The 14,901-nt window shown below is 56.6% G+C and carries 8 protein-coding genes and 1 tRNA gene; 8 read left to right on the top strand and 1 reads right to left on the bottom strand.

Annotation, left to right across the window (positions count from 1 at the left end; genetic code table 11):
- The first annotated feature begins 257 nt into the window (after window positions 1-257).
- The 8 genes from DCL27_RS02745 to DCL27_RS02710 all read left to right on the top strand — a co-directional run bounded on the left by DCL27_RS02745 (window position 258) and on the right by DCL27_RS02710 (window position 14,534).
- Window positions 258-1,823 (top strand): sulfatase-like hydrolase/transferase, encoded by a 1,566-nt coding sequence (locus DCL27_RS02745; RefSeq protein ID WP_035596591.1) that lies wholly within the window; start codon window positions 258-260, stop codon window positions 1,821-1,823.
- A 148-nt stretch (window positions 1,824-1,971) separates the two neighbouring features.
- Entirely contained in the window at window positions 1,972-2,856 is an 885-nt protein-coding gene (locus tag DCL27_RS02740; protein WP_035596589.1) for an OmpG porin family protein, read from the top strand.
- Between the two features lie 36 nt (window positions 2,857-2,892).
- Complete coding sequence (locus DCL27_RS02735) at window positions 2,893-4,983, top strand: autotransporter family protein (protein WP_005282049.1); 2,091 nt, start codon at window positions 2,893-2,895, stop codon at window positions 4,981-4,983.
- Window positions 4,984-5,009: 26 nt separating this feature from the next.
- On the top strand, window positions 5,010-8,081 hold the full coding sequence (locus DCL27_RS02730; RefSeq protein ID WP_035596587.1) for a chondroitinase family polysaccharide lyase: 3,072 nt from the start codon (window positions 5,010-5,012) through the stop codon (window positions 8,079-8,081).
- Between the two features lie 67 nt (window positions 8,082-8,148).
- Window positions 8,149-11,196 carry a chondroitinase family polysaccharide lyase gene (locus DCL27_RS02725; protein WP_035596584.1) on the top strand — a complete coding sequence of 1,016 codons (3,048 nt, stop codon included), beginning with the start codon at window positions 8,149-8,151 and terminating at the stop codon, window positions 11,194-11,196.
- Between the two features lie 570 nt (window positions 11,197-11,766).
- Entirely contained in the window at window positions 11,767-12,693 is a 927-nt protein-coding gene (gene lpxL / locus DCL27_RS02720) for an LpxL/LpxP family Kdo(2)-lipid IV(A) lauroyl/palmitoleoyl acyltransferase (RefSeq protein ID WP_035596582.1), read from the top strand.
- Between the two features lie 710 nt (window positions 12,694-13,403).
- Entirely contained in the window at window positions 13,404-13,919 is a 516-nt protein-coding gene (locus DCL27_RS02715) for a hypothetical protein (protein ID WP_005296376.1), read from the top strand.
- 12 nt (window positions 13,920-13,931) lie between these two features.
- Window positions 13,932-14,534 carry a DUF5384 family protein gene (locus DCL27_RS02710; protein ID WP_035596581.1) on the top strand — a complete coding sequence of 201 codons (603 nt, stop codon included), beginning with the start codon at window positions 13,932-13,934 and terminating at the stop codon, window positions 14,532-14,534.
- A 140-nt stretch (window positions 14,535-14,674) separates the two neighbouring features.
- Here DCL27_RS02710 and DCL27_RS02705 read toward each other — a convergent pair.
- Window positions 14,675-14,748 (bottom strand) — tRNA-Gly (locus tag DCL27_RS02705).
- Window positions 14,749-14,901: the final 153 nt, after the last annotated feature.

Here is a 14,901-nt window from a genome sequence, read left to right as displayed (position 1 = left end):
TTATACTCCGCGATTACCGAACCCTCAACCGGTTATAACTCCATGAATAATAGGATGACAAATCGCTATCCTTGTTAACTCCCTCACAGTTTTCCTCCTCACTCGCCCTTCCACTACGGGGATAAGAGACGATTTAGTGTGATCCCGCTTCTATTTCCAAAAGTTTCGTTAATTTATGATTTGAGCTGCACAAAAAGTATAAATAAGATGTGTAAAAACCAATCGAAAGAAAACGCAAAGAACAAGAAGGGGGGTTAATGTCCGTTACTCGCAGGAGCTTTCTGAAAGGGTTGGCCGCCGGAGGCGCCGCCATCTCGGCGCCGGCGACCCTCGCCGCCACGCTAGGGCAAACGCAGGGCCAAGACAAGCCAGGCCGGCCCAAGGATGCGCCTAACCTGCTGATCGTCTTTCCCGATGAATTCCGCACACAGGCGCTACAGTTTATGGGGCAGGATCCCTCGCTGACCCCCAACCTGAACGCCTTCGCCAAGCAATCCCGTGTGATGCGCCAGGCCGTCTCTAACTACCCATTGTGTACGCCGTTTCGTGGCATGCTGATGACCGGTCAATACCCGATCCGCAACGGCATCACCGGCAATGCGCACGACTTCGGCGGTAAGGTCGGCATCGAACTGTCACGCTACGCTCAGTGTTGGTCCGACGTGCTGAAGAAGCTGGACTACAGCACCGGCTACATCGGTAAATGGCATCTGGATGCCCCGCATGCCCCCTACATCGAAAGCTACAACAACCCGATGGAGGGCCGTTACTGGAACGACTGGACCGCCCCGGATCGTCGCCACGGCTTCGACTTCTGGTACTCCTATGGCACCTACGATCTGCACATGCGTCCGATGTACTGGGGCAACACCACCCCACGCGAGAAGCCGATGTTCGTCGATCAGTGGAGTGCCGAACATGAGGCCGACATGGCCATCAAGTTCCTGCGTAACGATGAGGGTAACTTCCGCGCGGCGGATAAGCCGTTTGCGTTAGTGGTTTCCATGAATCCCCCCCATTCGCCTTACGACCAGGTGCCGCAAAAATATCTGGATCGCTTCGCGGGTAAGACCTCGCGCGATCTCAATACCCGTCCCAATGTCGATTGGCAAGCCAACTACCAAGAAGGCTACGGCCCGCAATACTTCAAAGAGTATATGGCGATGGTCAACGGGGTCGACGAGCAGTTTGGTCGTATCCTGGCCGAGTTGGATAAGCAGGGGCTGGCGGATAACACCCTGGTGGTGTTCTTCTCCGACCATGGCTGCTGCCTGGGCGCTAACGGCCAACCGACCAAGAACGTTGCCTACGAAGAGGCGATGCGTATCCCGATGATGTTCCGCCTGCCGGGCAAGATCGCGCCGGGCAACGACGACGCATTGATGTCGGCACCGGATATCTACCCGACCATCCTCGGCTTGATGGGGCTGGAGCAGTGGATCCCGGGGACGGTCGAGGGCAACAACTTAGCCGAGCGGATCACCAGCGGTAAGGGTGAAACAGCCAGCTCACAGCTGTACTTATTCGTCCCCTATGGTGAGCCCTCCTTCGGACGTCGCGGCGTACGTACCGCCAGCCATACTCTGGTGATCGATCGCCAAGATGGTCAACCGCTAAAATATACCCTGTACGACAATATTAACGATCCCTACCAGATGAAAAATATTGCGGCGGGTAATCAAGCATTGATTCAAAAGCTGACCGATGAAGAGTTGCTCCCTTGGTTGGAAAAAACCGGCGACTCCTGGCGCCCGGTTGAATTCACCACAGCGACCACCAATAAACTGAATAAGAAAGTGGCCGAGTGCGCCAAAGCTAGCTAATCGCCACTCACCATAGGTAATTACCCTACAGCACCTTACTATCGTCTACGGCGATAGTAAGGATGCCGTCTGGCCTGCGTTGACATCATTACCATAACAAAATAAATAACGGCATTAATGCATCACGATTATTATCGTAAGGAATGCTATGAACAAGAATAACCAATTATTTCTGGGCTCGCTGCTGGCGCTTTCACTGACTTCATTGAGTGCGCATGCCGCTAATATCAATACCGTCTTCTCCTGGGAAACCGCCGATTACGATACCCCTGCTAACTATTCCGGCTATCGTCTCGACATCAACATTAACCCAACCAAATCTAACTGGTACTTCGACGCCGGCCTGCGTCAGCGCGAAGCCGATAACAACAGTCGTTATCAGCGTCTGGATCTCCAAGCGGGCTACCGCTACAAGATCAATAATGGCTGGATCCAACCCAGCTTCAAGGTACGTCAAGATATTACCTCTTATGATAATGGCAACCGCCTCACCGTCGATTTCTATAGCACCAAGACCTCCTATTACTACAACCTCTCGAATAACTGGGCGCTGGCCGGTAGCGGCATGTTCAGCATCGAAAAGAAAGAAGATCTGAAGAAAGGCTTGACCACTAACACCGATTATCTTTCATGGGAGTTTGAACCTGGTATTCGCTACTTTATCACCCCCAAGATCAACACTACGCTGGCCTATTACCAAAGCGGCAAGCATGCCAATAAGCAAAATGATTTCGATACGCGTGAAATCCAGCGCAACCAACAGGTACGTTTATACCTAAGCTGGAACACGCCTATCGGCCTGGTCATCTCACCATCTACCCGTCAATCGGTATTCGGTGAAATAACCGAGCGTAATGCCTTGGGTGATGTGATCAAGAAAGATATGTCACGTTACAGCCTGCAATTAGCTTATCCGATTAATAATCAGTGGCGCCTTATGACTGAATATTATCACGAGAAAATCAAAACCAAAGATAGCGATAAGAAAACCGAGTACGACTACTTTAAGGTCGCCGTACGCGCGAGTTTCTAATTCATCAATAAAAATTGCCAACGCCGAGGTTATCACGTGAATAAATACCAGCACCTTTTCCTTTATACCGCCATTGTCTCTGCCCTCTATAATACTGCCTGGGCGGCAGAAGTTTGCGATCCCAATAATGCGACCTGTGACACCATCATCGTCGGAGAAAAGGGAACCACCATCGCCAACGATGTCCTGGTGAATACGCCAAACGCACCGGCGATTCTGGTTGAGAAAGGCACCACCGTCACCAGCAACATCTACATCAACAGCGCCAACATCGTCAGCGAGCAAGGCCCAGCCATTCAGGTCGATGGTCAGTTCTCCAGCGGTCGCATCATCAGCGTGAAAGGTGGCTCGACCATCCAAGGCAACGGTATCGCCATGGACTTCCGCCAGGCAACCGGCGCGATGCGCGCGGATATCACCGATGGCAGTACCATTATCGGCGATATCCTCGGCAATGGTGACACGGGGAAAGGGAATAAAATCAACTTTGCCCTGAATAACTCTAGCGCCACCTTTGATGGTAAGAATATTACCGGTTTTAATACGATCGAAAACTGGGGAACCCTGACCATAATGGGTCAGGATGAAACGATCAATTTTGGGGGAACCTTCGTCAACCAGAAAGGCAGTAACCTGGTCTTCCTGCTTAATGATAAAACCAACCTGAATGATGCCATCCTGCGGGTCGACAAACTCTCCCTGCATAAAGATGGCAGTACCGTCAGCATGGGCTACAACGGCAGTAATATTTCCAGCATTATCAATAAAGATATCGTGCTGATCGAAGCCACCCAGGGCATCACCAATGCCGATAAGGTCACCATCGCCGGTATGGATGGCACCCAGCTGGATATCTCTCCGCTATTGACGGCAACCGACTCCTGGATCGAATCCTCTCCACCGCAGATAAACGGTGGCGTCAGCGATAATAAGCTGATCGTTAACTATGGCGTCAGCTATGGCGGGGCCAGCACCTTTGCCACCTTGGCCGAACAGGGTGGCGCCTCGGCGAACGCCCTACGCGCTACCGAGTTTATCGTCCCCAACGTACTCAACGAGTTTAACGGCACCCACAGCGCCGCCTCCGATCAAGCCTTGGCACTGCTGGTCTCTGCCGGCAACAACGCGAGCTCCATCGCCAACCTGGCCAACCAAATGACACCGAACAGCGATGGCAGCGAACTCCGCGCCGCCAATCAATTGGTCGGCGACATGCGCAACCACATCGCCCAGCGCCAGCTCGGCTACCTGGGGCAACTGCCAGCACAAGAGCGCGACAGTGGCTGGAACCTGTGGGTCAATACCCTGTATGGCCACGGTTCACAGAGCGGCAACGACTATGCCAACGGGTTTACGATGAACCGCTATGGCATCAGCCTCGGTGCCGATCAGGAGATCGATGATAGCGCGATGCTCGGCTTTGCCCTGGGCTACAGCCACAACCAGGCCGACAGCCGCGGCGTCGATCAAAGCAAACGCATCGATACCGTCGAGCTGATGCCCTACCTCGGTTGGCGCAGCGGCATGCTGTTCGCCGATGGTAACCTCAATATCGGCTACCTGCGCGTCAAGAGCGAACGCCGTATCGACGGTGGTAATGGCTGGCAGGGCGAGACCCAGGCCAACGGTGATTACACGGGGATGCAAGCGGGCTATCAGCTCAACGCCGGTCTGAATCTGGAGGTGGCAGGCTTCAACCTACGTCCGATGCTGACCTACCAATACCAGTGGGTCAATCTCAACTCCTGGCGTGAGAGCGGTTCGGTGCTGGCACTGAGCAACAGCAGCCAAAAATATAGCCTGAACCACCTGGGTGGTGGCATGAGTGCCTGGACCCAACTCGCCACAGGCTGGGGCACGCTAACACCGTCCCTCCAGGCCAGCTACCTGCATGACCTCGATGGCGACCGCCGTATCCGCCAGCGCCATGCCCTGGTGTCGATCAACAACGGCGGTTCCACCTTCGAAACCATCGGGGCTCGCGTGGGCGGTAACCAGGTACGTGTCGATGCCAATGCTCGCCTCGACATCAGCGAGTCACTCAATCTGGGCATCGGTGTGGGCTACAACCGCGACGATCGCTACGGTGAGGGCGTTATCGGTCTGACCCTGGGCAACCGTTTCTAATCGGGCTATTGAGAAGGGAATTTATCATGTCATCCATGCATCGCACCCTGCTGGCGGCCTCGATTGCCGCCCTGCTACTCAACGCCCCGCTCTACGCGGCGCCGAACGACGCCGCCGCCAAGAAACGTGCCGAGATCATGCGCGCGCAGATCTACAGCTTCGATCAGCCCGCCGATCTCGCTGACATCACCACGACCCCCGGCTCCCATGTCGCGCTGAGCGATAAACGCGCCATCATGGGCGAACGCGCACTGGTCTGGGATTGGCAACGTGGCGCCAGCCTATTGCTGCGCCACGACATGGAGATCCCGTCGGATGCTCAGGTCTCCAAAGCCTGGGGACGCTCCGCCACGCCGGTGCTCTCCTTCTGGATCTACAACGAGAAGCCGATCGACGATGTGCTTATCGTCGATCTCGGTAACGGCCTTAATGCTAACAATGAGGCCGACGCGGGCACTCAGGTCAAACTGAACTTCCAGGGCTGGCGCGCCGTCGGCGTCTCGCTCAACAACGATCTGGCCAATCGGGAGATGAGCGGCGTCGGTGTACGCAGCGACGAAGATGCCGGCGAACCCAGCGTCAGCCGCTCACTCGGTAAGCATATCGATACCATCCGCTTCCGTGCCCCCTCCGGGGAGAAGTCCGGCCGCCTGTTCATCGATCGCGTGATGATCTCGGTCGATGATGCGCGTTATCAATGGTCGGACTACCATGTCAAGACGCGCTACGACGAACCGGAGATCGCCTTTCATCACGCCGAGCCAACGCTGGCGCTGACGGCGGCGAACCAGGCTGGCGTCGATCTGATCCGCCAACGACTGATCGATGAGTTCGTCAATGGACCACAAGACAGCAACCTGAAGGCCGAAGCCGATCTCAATAAGCTACGCGCCGCCTTCCAGGCGTTGCAGATCCGCGTGGCGGCCGATGGCACGCTGAGTGGACGCCATCTGATCACCGACAAACAGAAGGTGCTCTATCAACCGGAGTATCTGAGCGCGCAAGATAAGGCGAAATTCGATCGTTATGTCATCCTGGGCGACTACACCACACTGATGTACAACATCAGCCATGCCTACCTCCAGAGTCACGACGCAGCGACCCGGAAAACGTTGGCCGACATGTATCTGCTGATGACCCGTCACCTGCTCGATCAAGGTTTTGCCAAAGGCAGCGGCCTGGTCACGACCCACCACTGGGGATATAGCGCCCGCTGGTGGTACATCTCGGCACTGTTGATGAATCCGGTGCTGGATCAGGCCAAATTGACACAGCAGGTCTACGATGCGCTGCTGTGGTATTCGCGTGAGTTTAAAGCTAGCTTCGACATGAAGGTCGGCCCGCAGAGCAGTAACCTAGATTACTTCAATACCCTGTCGCGCCAGCATCTCGCCCTACTGCTGCTGGAGCCTAACCCGCAACAGCGTATCGACTTGCTGAACACCTTCAGCCATTACATCAGCGGAGCTCTGGCTCAGACGCCGCCGGGCAGTAACGATGGCCTGCGCCCAGATGGCACCGCCTGGCGCCATGAGGGGAACTACCCAGGCTACTCCTTCCCGGCCTTTAAGAACGCCGCTCAGCTCGCCTACCTGTTGCGCGATACGCCTTTCGCCCTACAGCGCGCGGGGCTGGACAAGCTCAAGCAGGCGATGGTCGCCGCCTGGATCTACAGCAACCCGCAGACCGGGATCTCGCTGGCCGGGCGCCACCCCTTCAACTCGCCGTCGCTCGCCAGCCTGACCAACGCCTACTACTGGCTGGCCATGGCCTACGGTAAAAAGCCCGATCCGACCCTGGCGGCCATCTACCTCCGCCTGGCGGGGAAGAGCGAGGCCGATGCCAAGGCGCTATTCGGTAGCGCCATCCCGCCGGCAGCCTTACCGCAAGGCTTCTACGCCTTTAATGGCGGCGCCTTCGGCATCCACCGTTGGCACGACAAGATGGTGACGTTGAAAGCCTTTAACAGCAACGTCTGGTCCTCCGAGATCTACCAGAAAGATAACCGCTATGGTCGCTACCAGAGCCATGGCGTGGTGCAGATCATCAACCAGGGCTCGCAAGAGGATCAGGGCTATCGCCAGGCGGGTTGGGACTGGAACCGGATGCCCGGAGCCACCACCCTGCATCTGCCGTTGGAAGCACTCAACAGCCCCAATCGTCATACCCTGATGCAGCGCGGGAGTCACCCCTTCAGCGGCACCTCATCGCTGGATGGCCGCTATGGCATGCTGGCCTTCGATCTGCGCCCAATGCGTGATCAGCCCAGTTTCGATCAGGCATTGAGCGCGCTGAAAAGCGTCCTGGCCGTCGATGATCGCCTGATCATGGTCGGCAGCAATCTCAAGAGCAGCGACAGCAAGCACGACTTGGAGACCACCCTGTTCCAACTGGCCAATCAACCGGGACGCGACAGCGCCATCTGGGTCAACGGACAGCGCATTGATGCCGCCTCCTGGCAGGGTAGCCTGCACAACGGGGACTGGCTGATCGATGCCAACGGCAACGGCTATCTGCTGGTGAAGGGGCCGACGGCGGAGGTCCGCCGCCAGTTACAACACTCGGCCGACAATAAGAGCATGGCGCCGACGGAGGGGGAATTCAGCGTCGCCTGGCTCAATCATGGCAAGGCGGTCAAGAATGGCGCCTATCAGTATCTGGTGGTGCTCGACGCCACCCCGCAACGCATGAACCAATTGGCGCAACAGCTGAAGCAGGGTAAAGCCCCCTTCACCGTCCTGCGCAGTAACGACGGGGTTCATGTCATCCGCGACAACCTCAGCCAGGTGACGGGGTATGTCTTCTATCGCACGCAACGCCTCAACGAGGGCGAGGTGATCGGCGTCAACCGCCCGGCTATCGTGATGACCCGTCCGCAAGAGGGTGGCCTGGTGCTCAGCGCGGTAACCCCGGATCTCAACATGACACGTCAGAAGGCGGCGAAACCGGTCACCATCGACGTCACCCTACGAGGACGTTGGCAACCGGCCACGCCGGAGCAGGGCATCGACTGCTCAACCAGCGGCGACGAGACGCGACTCCGTTTCCGCATCGACTTCGGCATTCCCCAACAGATTGCGCTGAAGAAACTGCCCTAAACGCAGCGCGGGCGAGGGGCCTCCCCTCGCCCGCCTTGTTCCACGCTTGATAATGGAATACCCGCCCATGCAAAACCATCACGGTATCAATCTCATTACCCTCGGTGTGCTAGCCTGCCTGTCGGCGCCCCTCGCCGCCGCCCTCCCCTCCGTCAGTCAGGAGCCCAGCGGCAACGCGGTCTATCTGTTCGAACAGACCGTGCCGGACTCGCTAAGCAGTCAGCATGGCGTCATCAGCATCAGTGACCAACGAGCCAAAGATGGGACACACGCCCTGAAGTGGCAGCACGAACCCGCCGCGACCCTAACCATCCGGTCACCGATCGTCTATCGTGACGCGGCTGACAGCGCCACCCCGCTGACCTTTATGGCCTGGATCTACAACGAGCGCCCGGTAGACGATGTCCTGACCTTTCGCTTCGCCCAGGGCGATCGCGCAGCGGCCAGTTTCCAGGCCAAACTGAACTTTAGTGGCTGGCGGGGCATCGCCGTGCCTTACCGCGACATGCAGGGAAAACCCAGCGCCCAGATGGACCGCGTCACCATCACGGCACCGGCTCAAGCCGGCACGCTCTATTTCGACCAGATCATGTTGGGGGTGCCGGTCGATAACCGTTGGCCGCTGCCTGACTACACCACGCCGTTCGCCAACACCGCCGTCAACGAGATGGTCAGCAAGAACTGGAGCGCGTTGTTGATGTATGACGAGATGTTGAGCCAGCGCTTCCCCACCCTCAACTTCGACGTCCCCTTCGACGATCAGCGTGGTCCCAGCGCCCCAATCTATCGCCGCTTCGACGACTACCATGGCATTCGACACGACAGTCCGGTCAGCGCCGAGCAGGTGGCTCAGAACCTGGCGGCCTACCGCCAGTTGGGTATCCATCCGCTGGCCGACGGCACCATCGGTGGACGCCCGCTCGACCACCCCAACCGTCAGCACTTCATGAAAGTGAAAGGCGTGTTTACCCCGCAGACGCTTGAAGCCATCACCGATGCCAACGCGATTCGGAACGTCGGCAAGATCCTATTGCAGACCGCCCGTTACCTGCGAAGCGATACCCTGAGCGCCCAACAGCGCGATGCCCTACAACGCCAATTCCTTGATACCACTCGCTATGTCCTCGACCAGGGCTTTGCACGGGGGAGTGGCTACCAGATCATCACCCATGTCGGCTACCAGACGCGTGAACTATTCGATGCCTGGTTCATCCAGCGTAATCTATTGGCACAACACCAATTACTGGCGCCGACCCAACAGGCGATGATGTGGTACAACGCTACAGGGCGCATCTTCGAGCCTGATGCCCAGATCGTCGATGCCAACGTGGATATCCTCAACACCCAGCTGCAATGGATGGTGAAGAGTATTCTGATGTTGCCCGATCCCGCCCAACGCGACGCATTGCTCAACCAGACTCGCGAATGGTTAGCCAAGACGGTGTTGCGCTCTCAAGGCGTGAGCGGCGGCTTCAAGCCGGATGGCTCGATCTTCCATCATTCGCAGCACTATCCAGCCTATGCCAAGGATGCCTTCGGCGGACTGGCGCCCACGGTCTATGCCTTGAGCGAGTCTCCCTTCCGCCTCCCGACAGAGGCGCATCAACGCCTGAAAGAGGTGTTGTTGAAGATGCGGATCTACACCAAGGAGACCCAGATCCCGTTGACACTCAGCGGGCGCCATCCCACCGGGCTGCACGCCATCACCATCGCGCCGTTTAAATGGATGGCGTTAGCCGGTTCGCCGGATGGTAGTCAAACGGTCGATCCTGAACTGGCCGCCGCTTACGCGCGCCTGGCTGGCGAGGCGCGCTTCGCCGATATCCCTGCCGAAGCCGAACCTAGCGGTGCCTGGGCGATGAACTACGCGGCGATGGCCATCCAACGCCGCGCCGGACAACAAGATCCGGGGCGCTCTTGGCTCGCCATTGCCCGTGGCTTCAGCCGCTATCTGGTAGGCAACGAGAGCTACCAGAACAACAACCGCTATGGCCGCTATCTGCAATATGGACAGTTAGAGATCATTCCGGCCGACGCGAAGCGCCAAGGCTTTAGCCACGCGGGCTGGGACTGGAACCGCTATCCGGGTACCACCAGTGTGATCCTGCCTTATCCCCTGCTGAAGGCTCAGCTTAATCAGTTGCCGGGAGCCGGGATCGAGGAGATGTTGCTGTCGACGGAGCGCTATGTCGGTGCCAATACCCTGGATGGCAACAGCATGTTTGCGATGAAGTTGCATGGCCACAGTAAGTATGGCCAAGAGAGCCTGCGTGCTAACAAATCCTACTTCCTGTTTGATAATCGGGTGATCGCCCTCGGCTCGGGGATCAGCAACGAGGATCGCCGTCATCCGACAGAGACGACGCTGTTCCAGTTCGCCGTGCCACAACAGCAAGCCATCCAGGTCAACGGGAAAAGCATCAACCAGTTAGGCAGCCAGCAGGTATTGCAAGGCGCCAGCCATCTGGTCGACCCGGCAGGCAACAGCTACTGGCTACCGGCGGGTCAGCAGCTCCGCGTCAGCTACCAGCGTCAACACTCTGTCGATGACCGTAACGATGCGCCGACCGAAGGGCTATTCGCCGTCGCCAGCCTGCTACATGGCAATGCGCCGCAACAGCAGGGATATGAGTATGCCATCATCATCGATGCACCCGAGGCGACGGCACCGGACTACCAGGTACTGCAGAAGGATAACCGCCTACACGCCGTCCGAGATCAAGCCAGCGGCCAAGAGGGATACGCCTTCTTCCAGCCCACACGCCTTCAGCGTGACGGTCTATTGCTCGCCAGCGATGCACCGGTAATGGCACTACTCGCCCCGCAAGGCGATACGCTACGCCTGAGCGTCGTCAACCCGGATCTGGCGTTGTACGCAGGACAGGATCCCGATCAGATCGGCGCCGATGGTAAGCAGCGCGAGGTCAGCATCTATTCGCGCCCCTGGCGTAGCAGCGAACCCACGCCGCAACATGCCCAACTGACGCTGAAGGGGCGCTGGCAACTAGCTCAGCCGATCGCCGGCGCGCATCTGCAGCACCAGGATGGCAATACGCTGTTACGTGTGACGACCCAGGCGGCACACCCGCTCGCCCTCACCTTAACACGCAGCTAAGCGTCACCACGGCCCCTACGGGGGCCGCTCTCCCACGCACTATATATTACCGATGAAATAAAATAACTCGCATGACTTAAACACATTTAATAAATAACTTGGGCAACGATTATTACATTATAAGTCATGTTCCTAATCCCCTTCGTCACAATAAAATAGCGCTTGCGAAAAGCCTGGCCCCATGAGTTAATGCCAACACTGGTTTGACCAACAAGGCAACCCTAACGCAGCCATTCACCCCGTTCAGCATCCGCCTTTTTCCGTGATCGGCCTCCACTCGCTGGGCCGCTGTTCCCGAATGAACATAGGATACTGCCGAAAATCGAGAATTGACGCACGATCCAAGCGTGCTATGGCTTCGCACCTACGCGCTCCCTGTGAGCAAGCTCATGCCAGGCATCCACGCACACACCGTCAATGACGATCGGAAAGATAGGGCAAAAAGGGCTTTCGCCAGGATGACTTATTCATATCAAAAATAATATCAAGGTGTTATGGCCGCAGTTGTGTCAACGCGGTCAGAGGCTACGATCAAATAAAAAATAATTTACCCACGATTATCAGGTAACAATGAAAAAAACGTTTCACTTCCGCCGGGAATTTTTACACCCTCGTTATTTTATGCTGTGGTTAGGCATCGGCTTACTCTATCTGCTGGTGCAGATGCCCTACCGCTGGATCTGTGGACTGGGTAGTCTACTCGGCCTCTGCGCCATGCGCCTGATGGCGCGACGCGCCTCCATCGCCCGCCAGAATCTCACGCTATGCTTCCCGGAGAAGAGTCCTGAGCAGATCGCCCATATCGTGCGGGAAAACTTTAAATCCCTGGGGATCTCGCTGTTTGAGCTCGGCATCGCCTGGTTCTGGTCGGATCGCCGCATCCGGCGCTGGTTCAACGTCTCCGGCTTGGAACACATGCAGGCGGCACGGCAAAAAGGGAAAGGGGTGTTAGTGGTCGGCGTCCACTTTATGTCGCTCGACCTCGGCGGTCGCGTGATGGGACTGTGCAACCCGATGATGGCGGTCTACCGTCCGCACAACAACCCGGTGTTAGAGTATCTGCAAACCCGAGGGCGTTCGCGCGGCAATAAGCAGATGCTGGATCGTAAGAATCTGAAGGGCATCGTCGGGGCCCTGAAAAGCGGCGAGGCGGTCTGGTTCGCCCCCGATCAGGATTATGGCCCACGCGGCAGCTCCTTCGCCCCGTTCTTTGCCGTCAGCAGCGCCGCCACCACCAATGGCACCGCCACGCTGGCGCGCTTGTCGAATGCCGTCATGCTGACCACCGTTTTGATCCGTAAACCCGGCGCCCAAGGCTATCAGTTGATCATCGAGCCAGAACTGGATGGCTACCCGGCACACGACATGGTACAAGCCGCCACCTTCATGAACCGGATTGTCGAACGCGAGATCCTGCGCGCGCCAGAACAATACCTGTGGCTACACCGCCGCTTTAAGACCCGCCCAGAGGGCATGCCGTCGTTGTATACCCGTTAGGTTATACCGCTCACGGCATCGTTTACCCGGCAGTTGATATCCTGATAGACCCTCGCTGCCGGGTTAACAAACAGAAACGCCTATCGTCTCTCGGCAATAACGCGTAATGCACTAACTTATACAACATAAAATAACAACACAGCGTGTAATAGAGAAAATCAGACAACAGCAATGCAATAAACTGAGAAAACCAAACCAACATTAACCCACTTTTTATACTATTACGGCCTCCAGTTTGACCATCATCAAATAAACTGACAGTTTATCTCTATCGCTAAATACACGACAAACACATTAACTCATTTTATATATTCCCTCTTATCTACCTCAGCACGGCAAACTAAGCCAAATCATCAGCCAGTGATAGCGCACTAAGTCAAATGTTAAGTGTTTTCCAAAGTGCAATGAGCCAGCCTCTGGGTTTACAGCATGAGACATCGGTCATAGAATCTCTCCCGCAAGATAAAAAGCGTTAAATCCAATCAGTTATGAATTAATCTGTTGTTCCTTACACGGCGTGTAGGGACGATCATCATCGCCTAGCATGCAAATGCATCAGCTTTTATAATCAAATCAGCAGAATAATTAGACTGTCCAAATCCTCTTCCTCTCACTCACCGTCACAGACGGCGAAGGAACTCTTGCGTAACGATATTCCGCTGCGGCATTTCGTGCCGCTATGCGTTTTTTGACAGAGAATGGTATATTAAATGAAAGTAAAAACTTCCTGTGCACTGCTGGCATTATCCTCCTCTTTATTCCTTTCCGGTTGTATGAATAATGCAGATCAATATGCTGCCGATGTCTATAATCCGACTCAGCTAAATCAGAAACAGGAGAGCAAAACCGTCAATATTATTTCTATTCTGCCGGCCAAGGTTGCTGTAGATAATAAAGAGAACAAAGAAATGGCGCAAACCGTCGGCGCGATCCTGGGCACCGTTGCTGGCGCCGCCGGCGGCTACAATCTGGGACATGGCTCCAAGGCAGGCGCCGTTGCTGGTGGTGCTGCTGGCGCAGCAACTGGCGCCGCGGCGGGCTCACTGGTCAAAGACAAGGTACTGGTACACGGCGTCTCCCTGACCTACAAAGAGGGCAGCAAGATCTACACCTCGACTCAGGTTGGCGAAACCTGCCAGTTCCAGCCGGGTATCGCGCTGGTGATCTCCATGGAACAAGGGGAAACCCGTATCCAGCCAAACGCGGCCTGCCCGAAAAAGTCATAAGCGGGGTCTAACATGCGCAAGCCATTAATCGCCCTGTTGCTGGCGATACCGACGCTGACCTGCGCCAGTCCCCTTTCATCCCAGCTAAACGCGGTCGCCGCCGCCGAGCAGCAGGGGGTGAGGGAGGAGGCCAACAGGCAGGCACAGGAAGAGGCCGCCCGCCAGGCCCATCTACGCCATGAACAGGCCGTCGCCGCACAGCGCCAGCATGCCGCCGCACAGGCCCGCCTCAAGCGGGAACAGCAGCAGCTTGCCGCACAGCGGGAGGCGCATCAAGAGCGGATGGCCGATAAGCAGCGCGAGCAGTCCTACCAAGATCAACTGCGGCAGATGGAGCTGGAAAACATGAAAATGGAGATGGACGCGCGCCGCGCGGAGCTGGAGCTGTCCAAAGCCCGTAATCATGCCCGCAGCAAGCTGGTGGATGAAGAGCAGAAAAACCAGATGCAGCTGGATGCGGCTGAACGACGCGCTGAAATCAGCAACAAGTCCGCCGTCGGTGACGCCATTCGCAACGAGAGCGAGGGCGATAAGCACCTCAAGGAGCGGATGGGAAGCGGGATTGAGAATGCGGGCAAGGCCGCCGCAGACAAAGCCAGCGGATGGTTTAACTAATCCTCTCTGACGCGATGGGACAGGCGACGGCCTGTCCCTTTTTTTATCTCGTGAAAACCACGAGCGATGCCGGGGATATCGGTTGACCGTACATGGAACCCGAAAAGCAAAAACCCCCGCCGAGGCGAGGGTTGCTAATTTGGAGCGGGCGAAGGGAATCGAACCCTCGTATAGAGCTTGGGAAGCTCTCGTTCTACCATTGAACTACGCCCGCGATATGCAGACCATTATAATCACTTCCGCCGGCGCAGCAAGAGGCAATGATGCTAAGTGATGAATATTTCAACATATATCATAGAACATCTCATCTCAGACGTAGGAACCGCCATCGACTAAGCGGGTCGGCGACAAGCACACGGCCTGACCT

The organism is Edwardsiella tarda ATCC 15947 = NBRC 105688 (genome assembly GCF_003113495.2).
Taxonomy (GTDB): Bacteria; Pseudomonadota; Gammaproteobacteria; order Enterobacterales; family Enterobacteriaceae; genus Edwardsiella; species Edwardsiella tarda.
Note: the sequence above shows the minus strand (reverse complement) of the source record. Positions and strands in the feature narration are given on the sequence as shown.

What these genes read in the sequence shown, in the direction of transcription:
- DCL27_RS02745 (WP_035596591.1), top strand. Translation starts at nt 258, where the DNA reads ATGTCCGTTACTCGCAGGAGCTTTCTGAAAGGGTTGGCCGCCGGAGGC.
- DCL27_RS02740 (WP_035596589.1), top strand. Translation starts at nt 1,972, where the DNA reads ATGAACAAGAATAACCAATTATTTCTGGGCTCGCTGCTGGCGCTTTCA.
- DCL27_RS02730 (WP_035596587.1), top strand. Translation starts at nt 5,010, where the DNA reads ATGTCATCCATGCATCGCACCCTGCTGGCGGCCTCGATTGCCGCCCTG.
- DCL27_RS02725 (WP_035596584.1), top strand. Translation starts at nt 8,149, where the DNA reads ATGCAAAACCATCACGGTATCAATCTCATTACCCTCGGTGTGCTAGCC.
- lpxL (WP_035596582.1), top strand. Translation starts at nt 11,767, where the DNA reads ATGAAAAAAACGTTTCACTTCCGCCGGGAATTTTTACACCCTCGTTAT.
- DCL27_RS02715 (WP_005296376.1), top strand. Translation starts at nt 13,404, where the DNA reads ATGAAAGTAAAAACTTCCTGTGCACTGCTGGCATTATCCTCCTCTTTA.
- DCL27_RS02710 (WP_035596581.1), top strand. Translation starts at nt 13,932, where the DNA reads ATGCGCAAGCCATTAATCGCCCTGTTGCTGGCGATACCGACGCTGACC.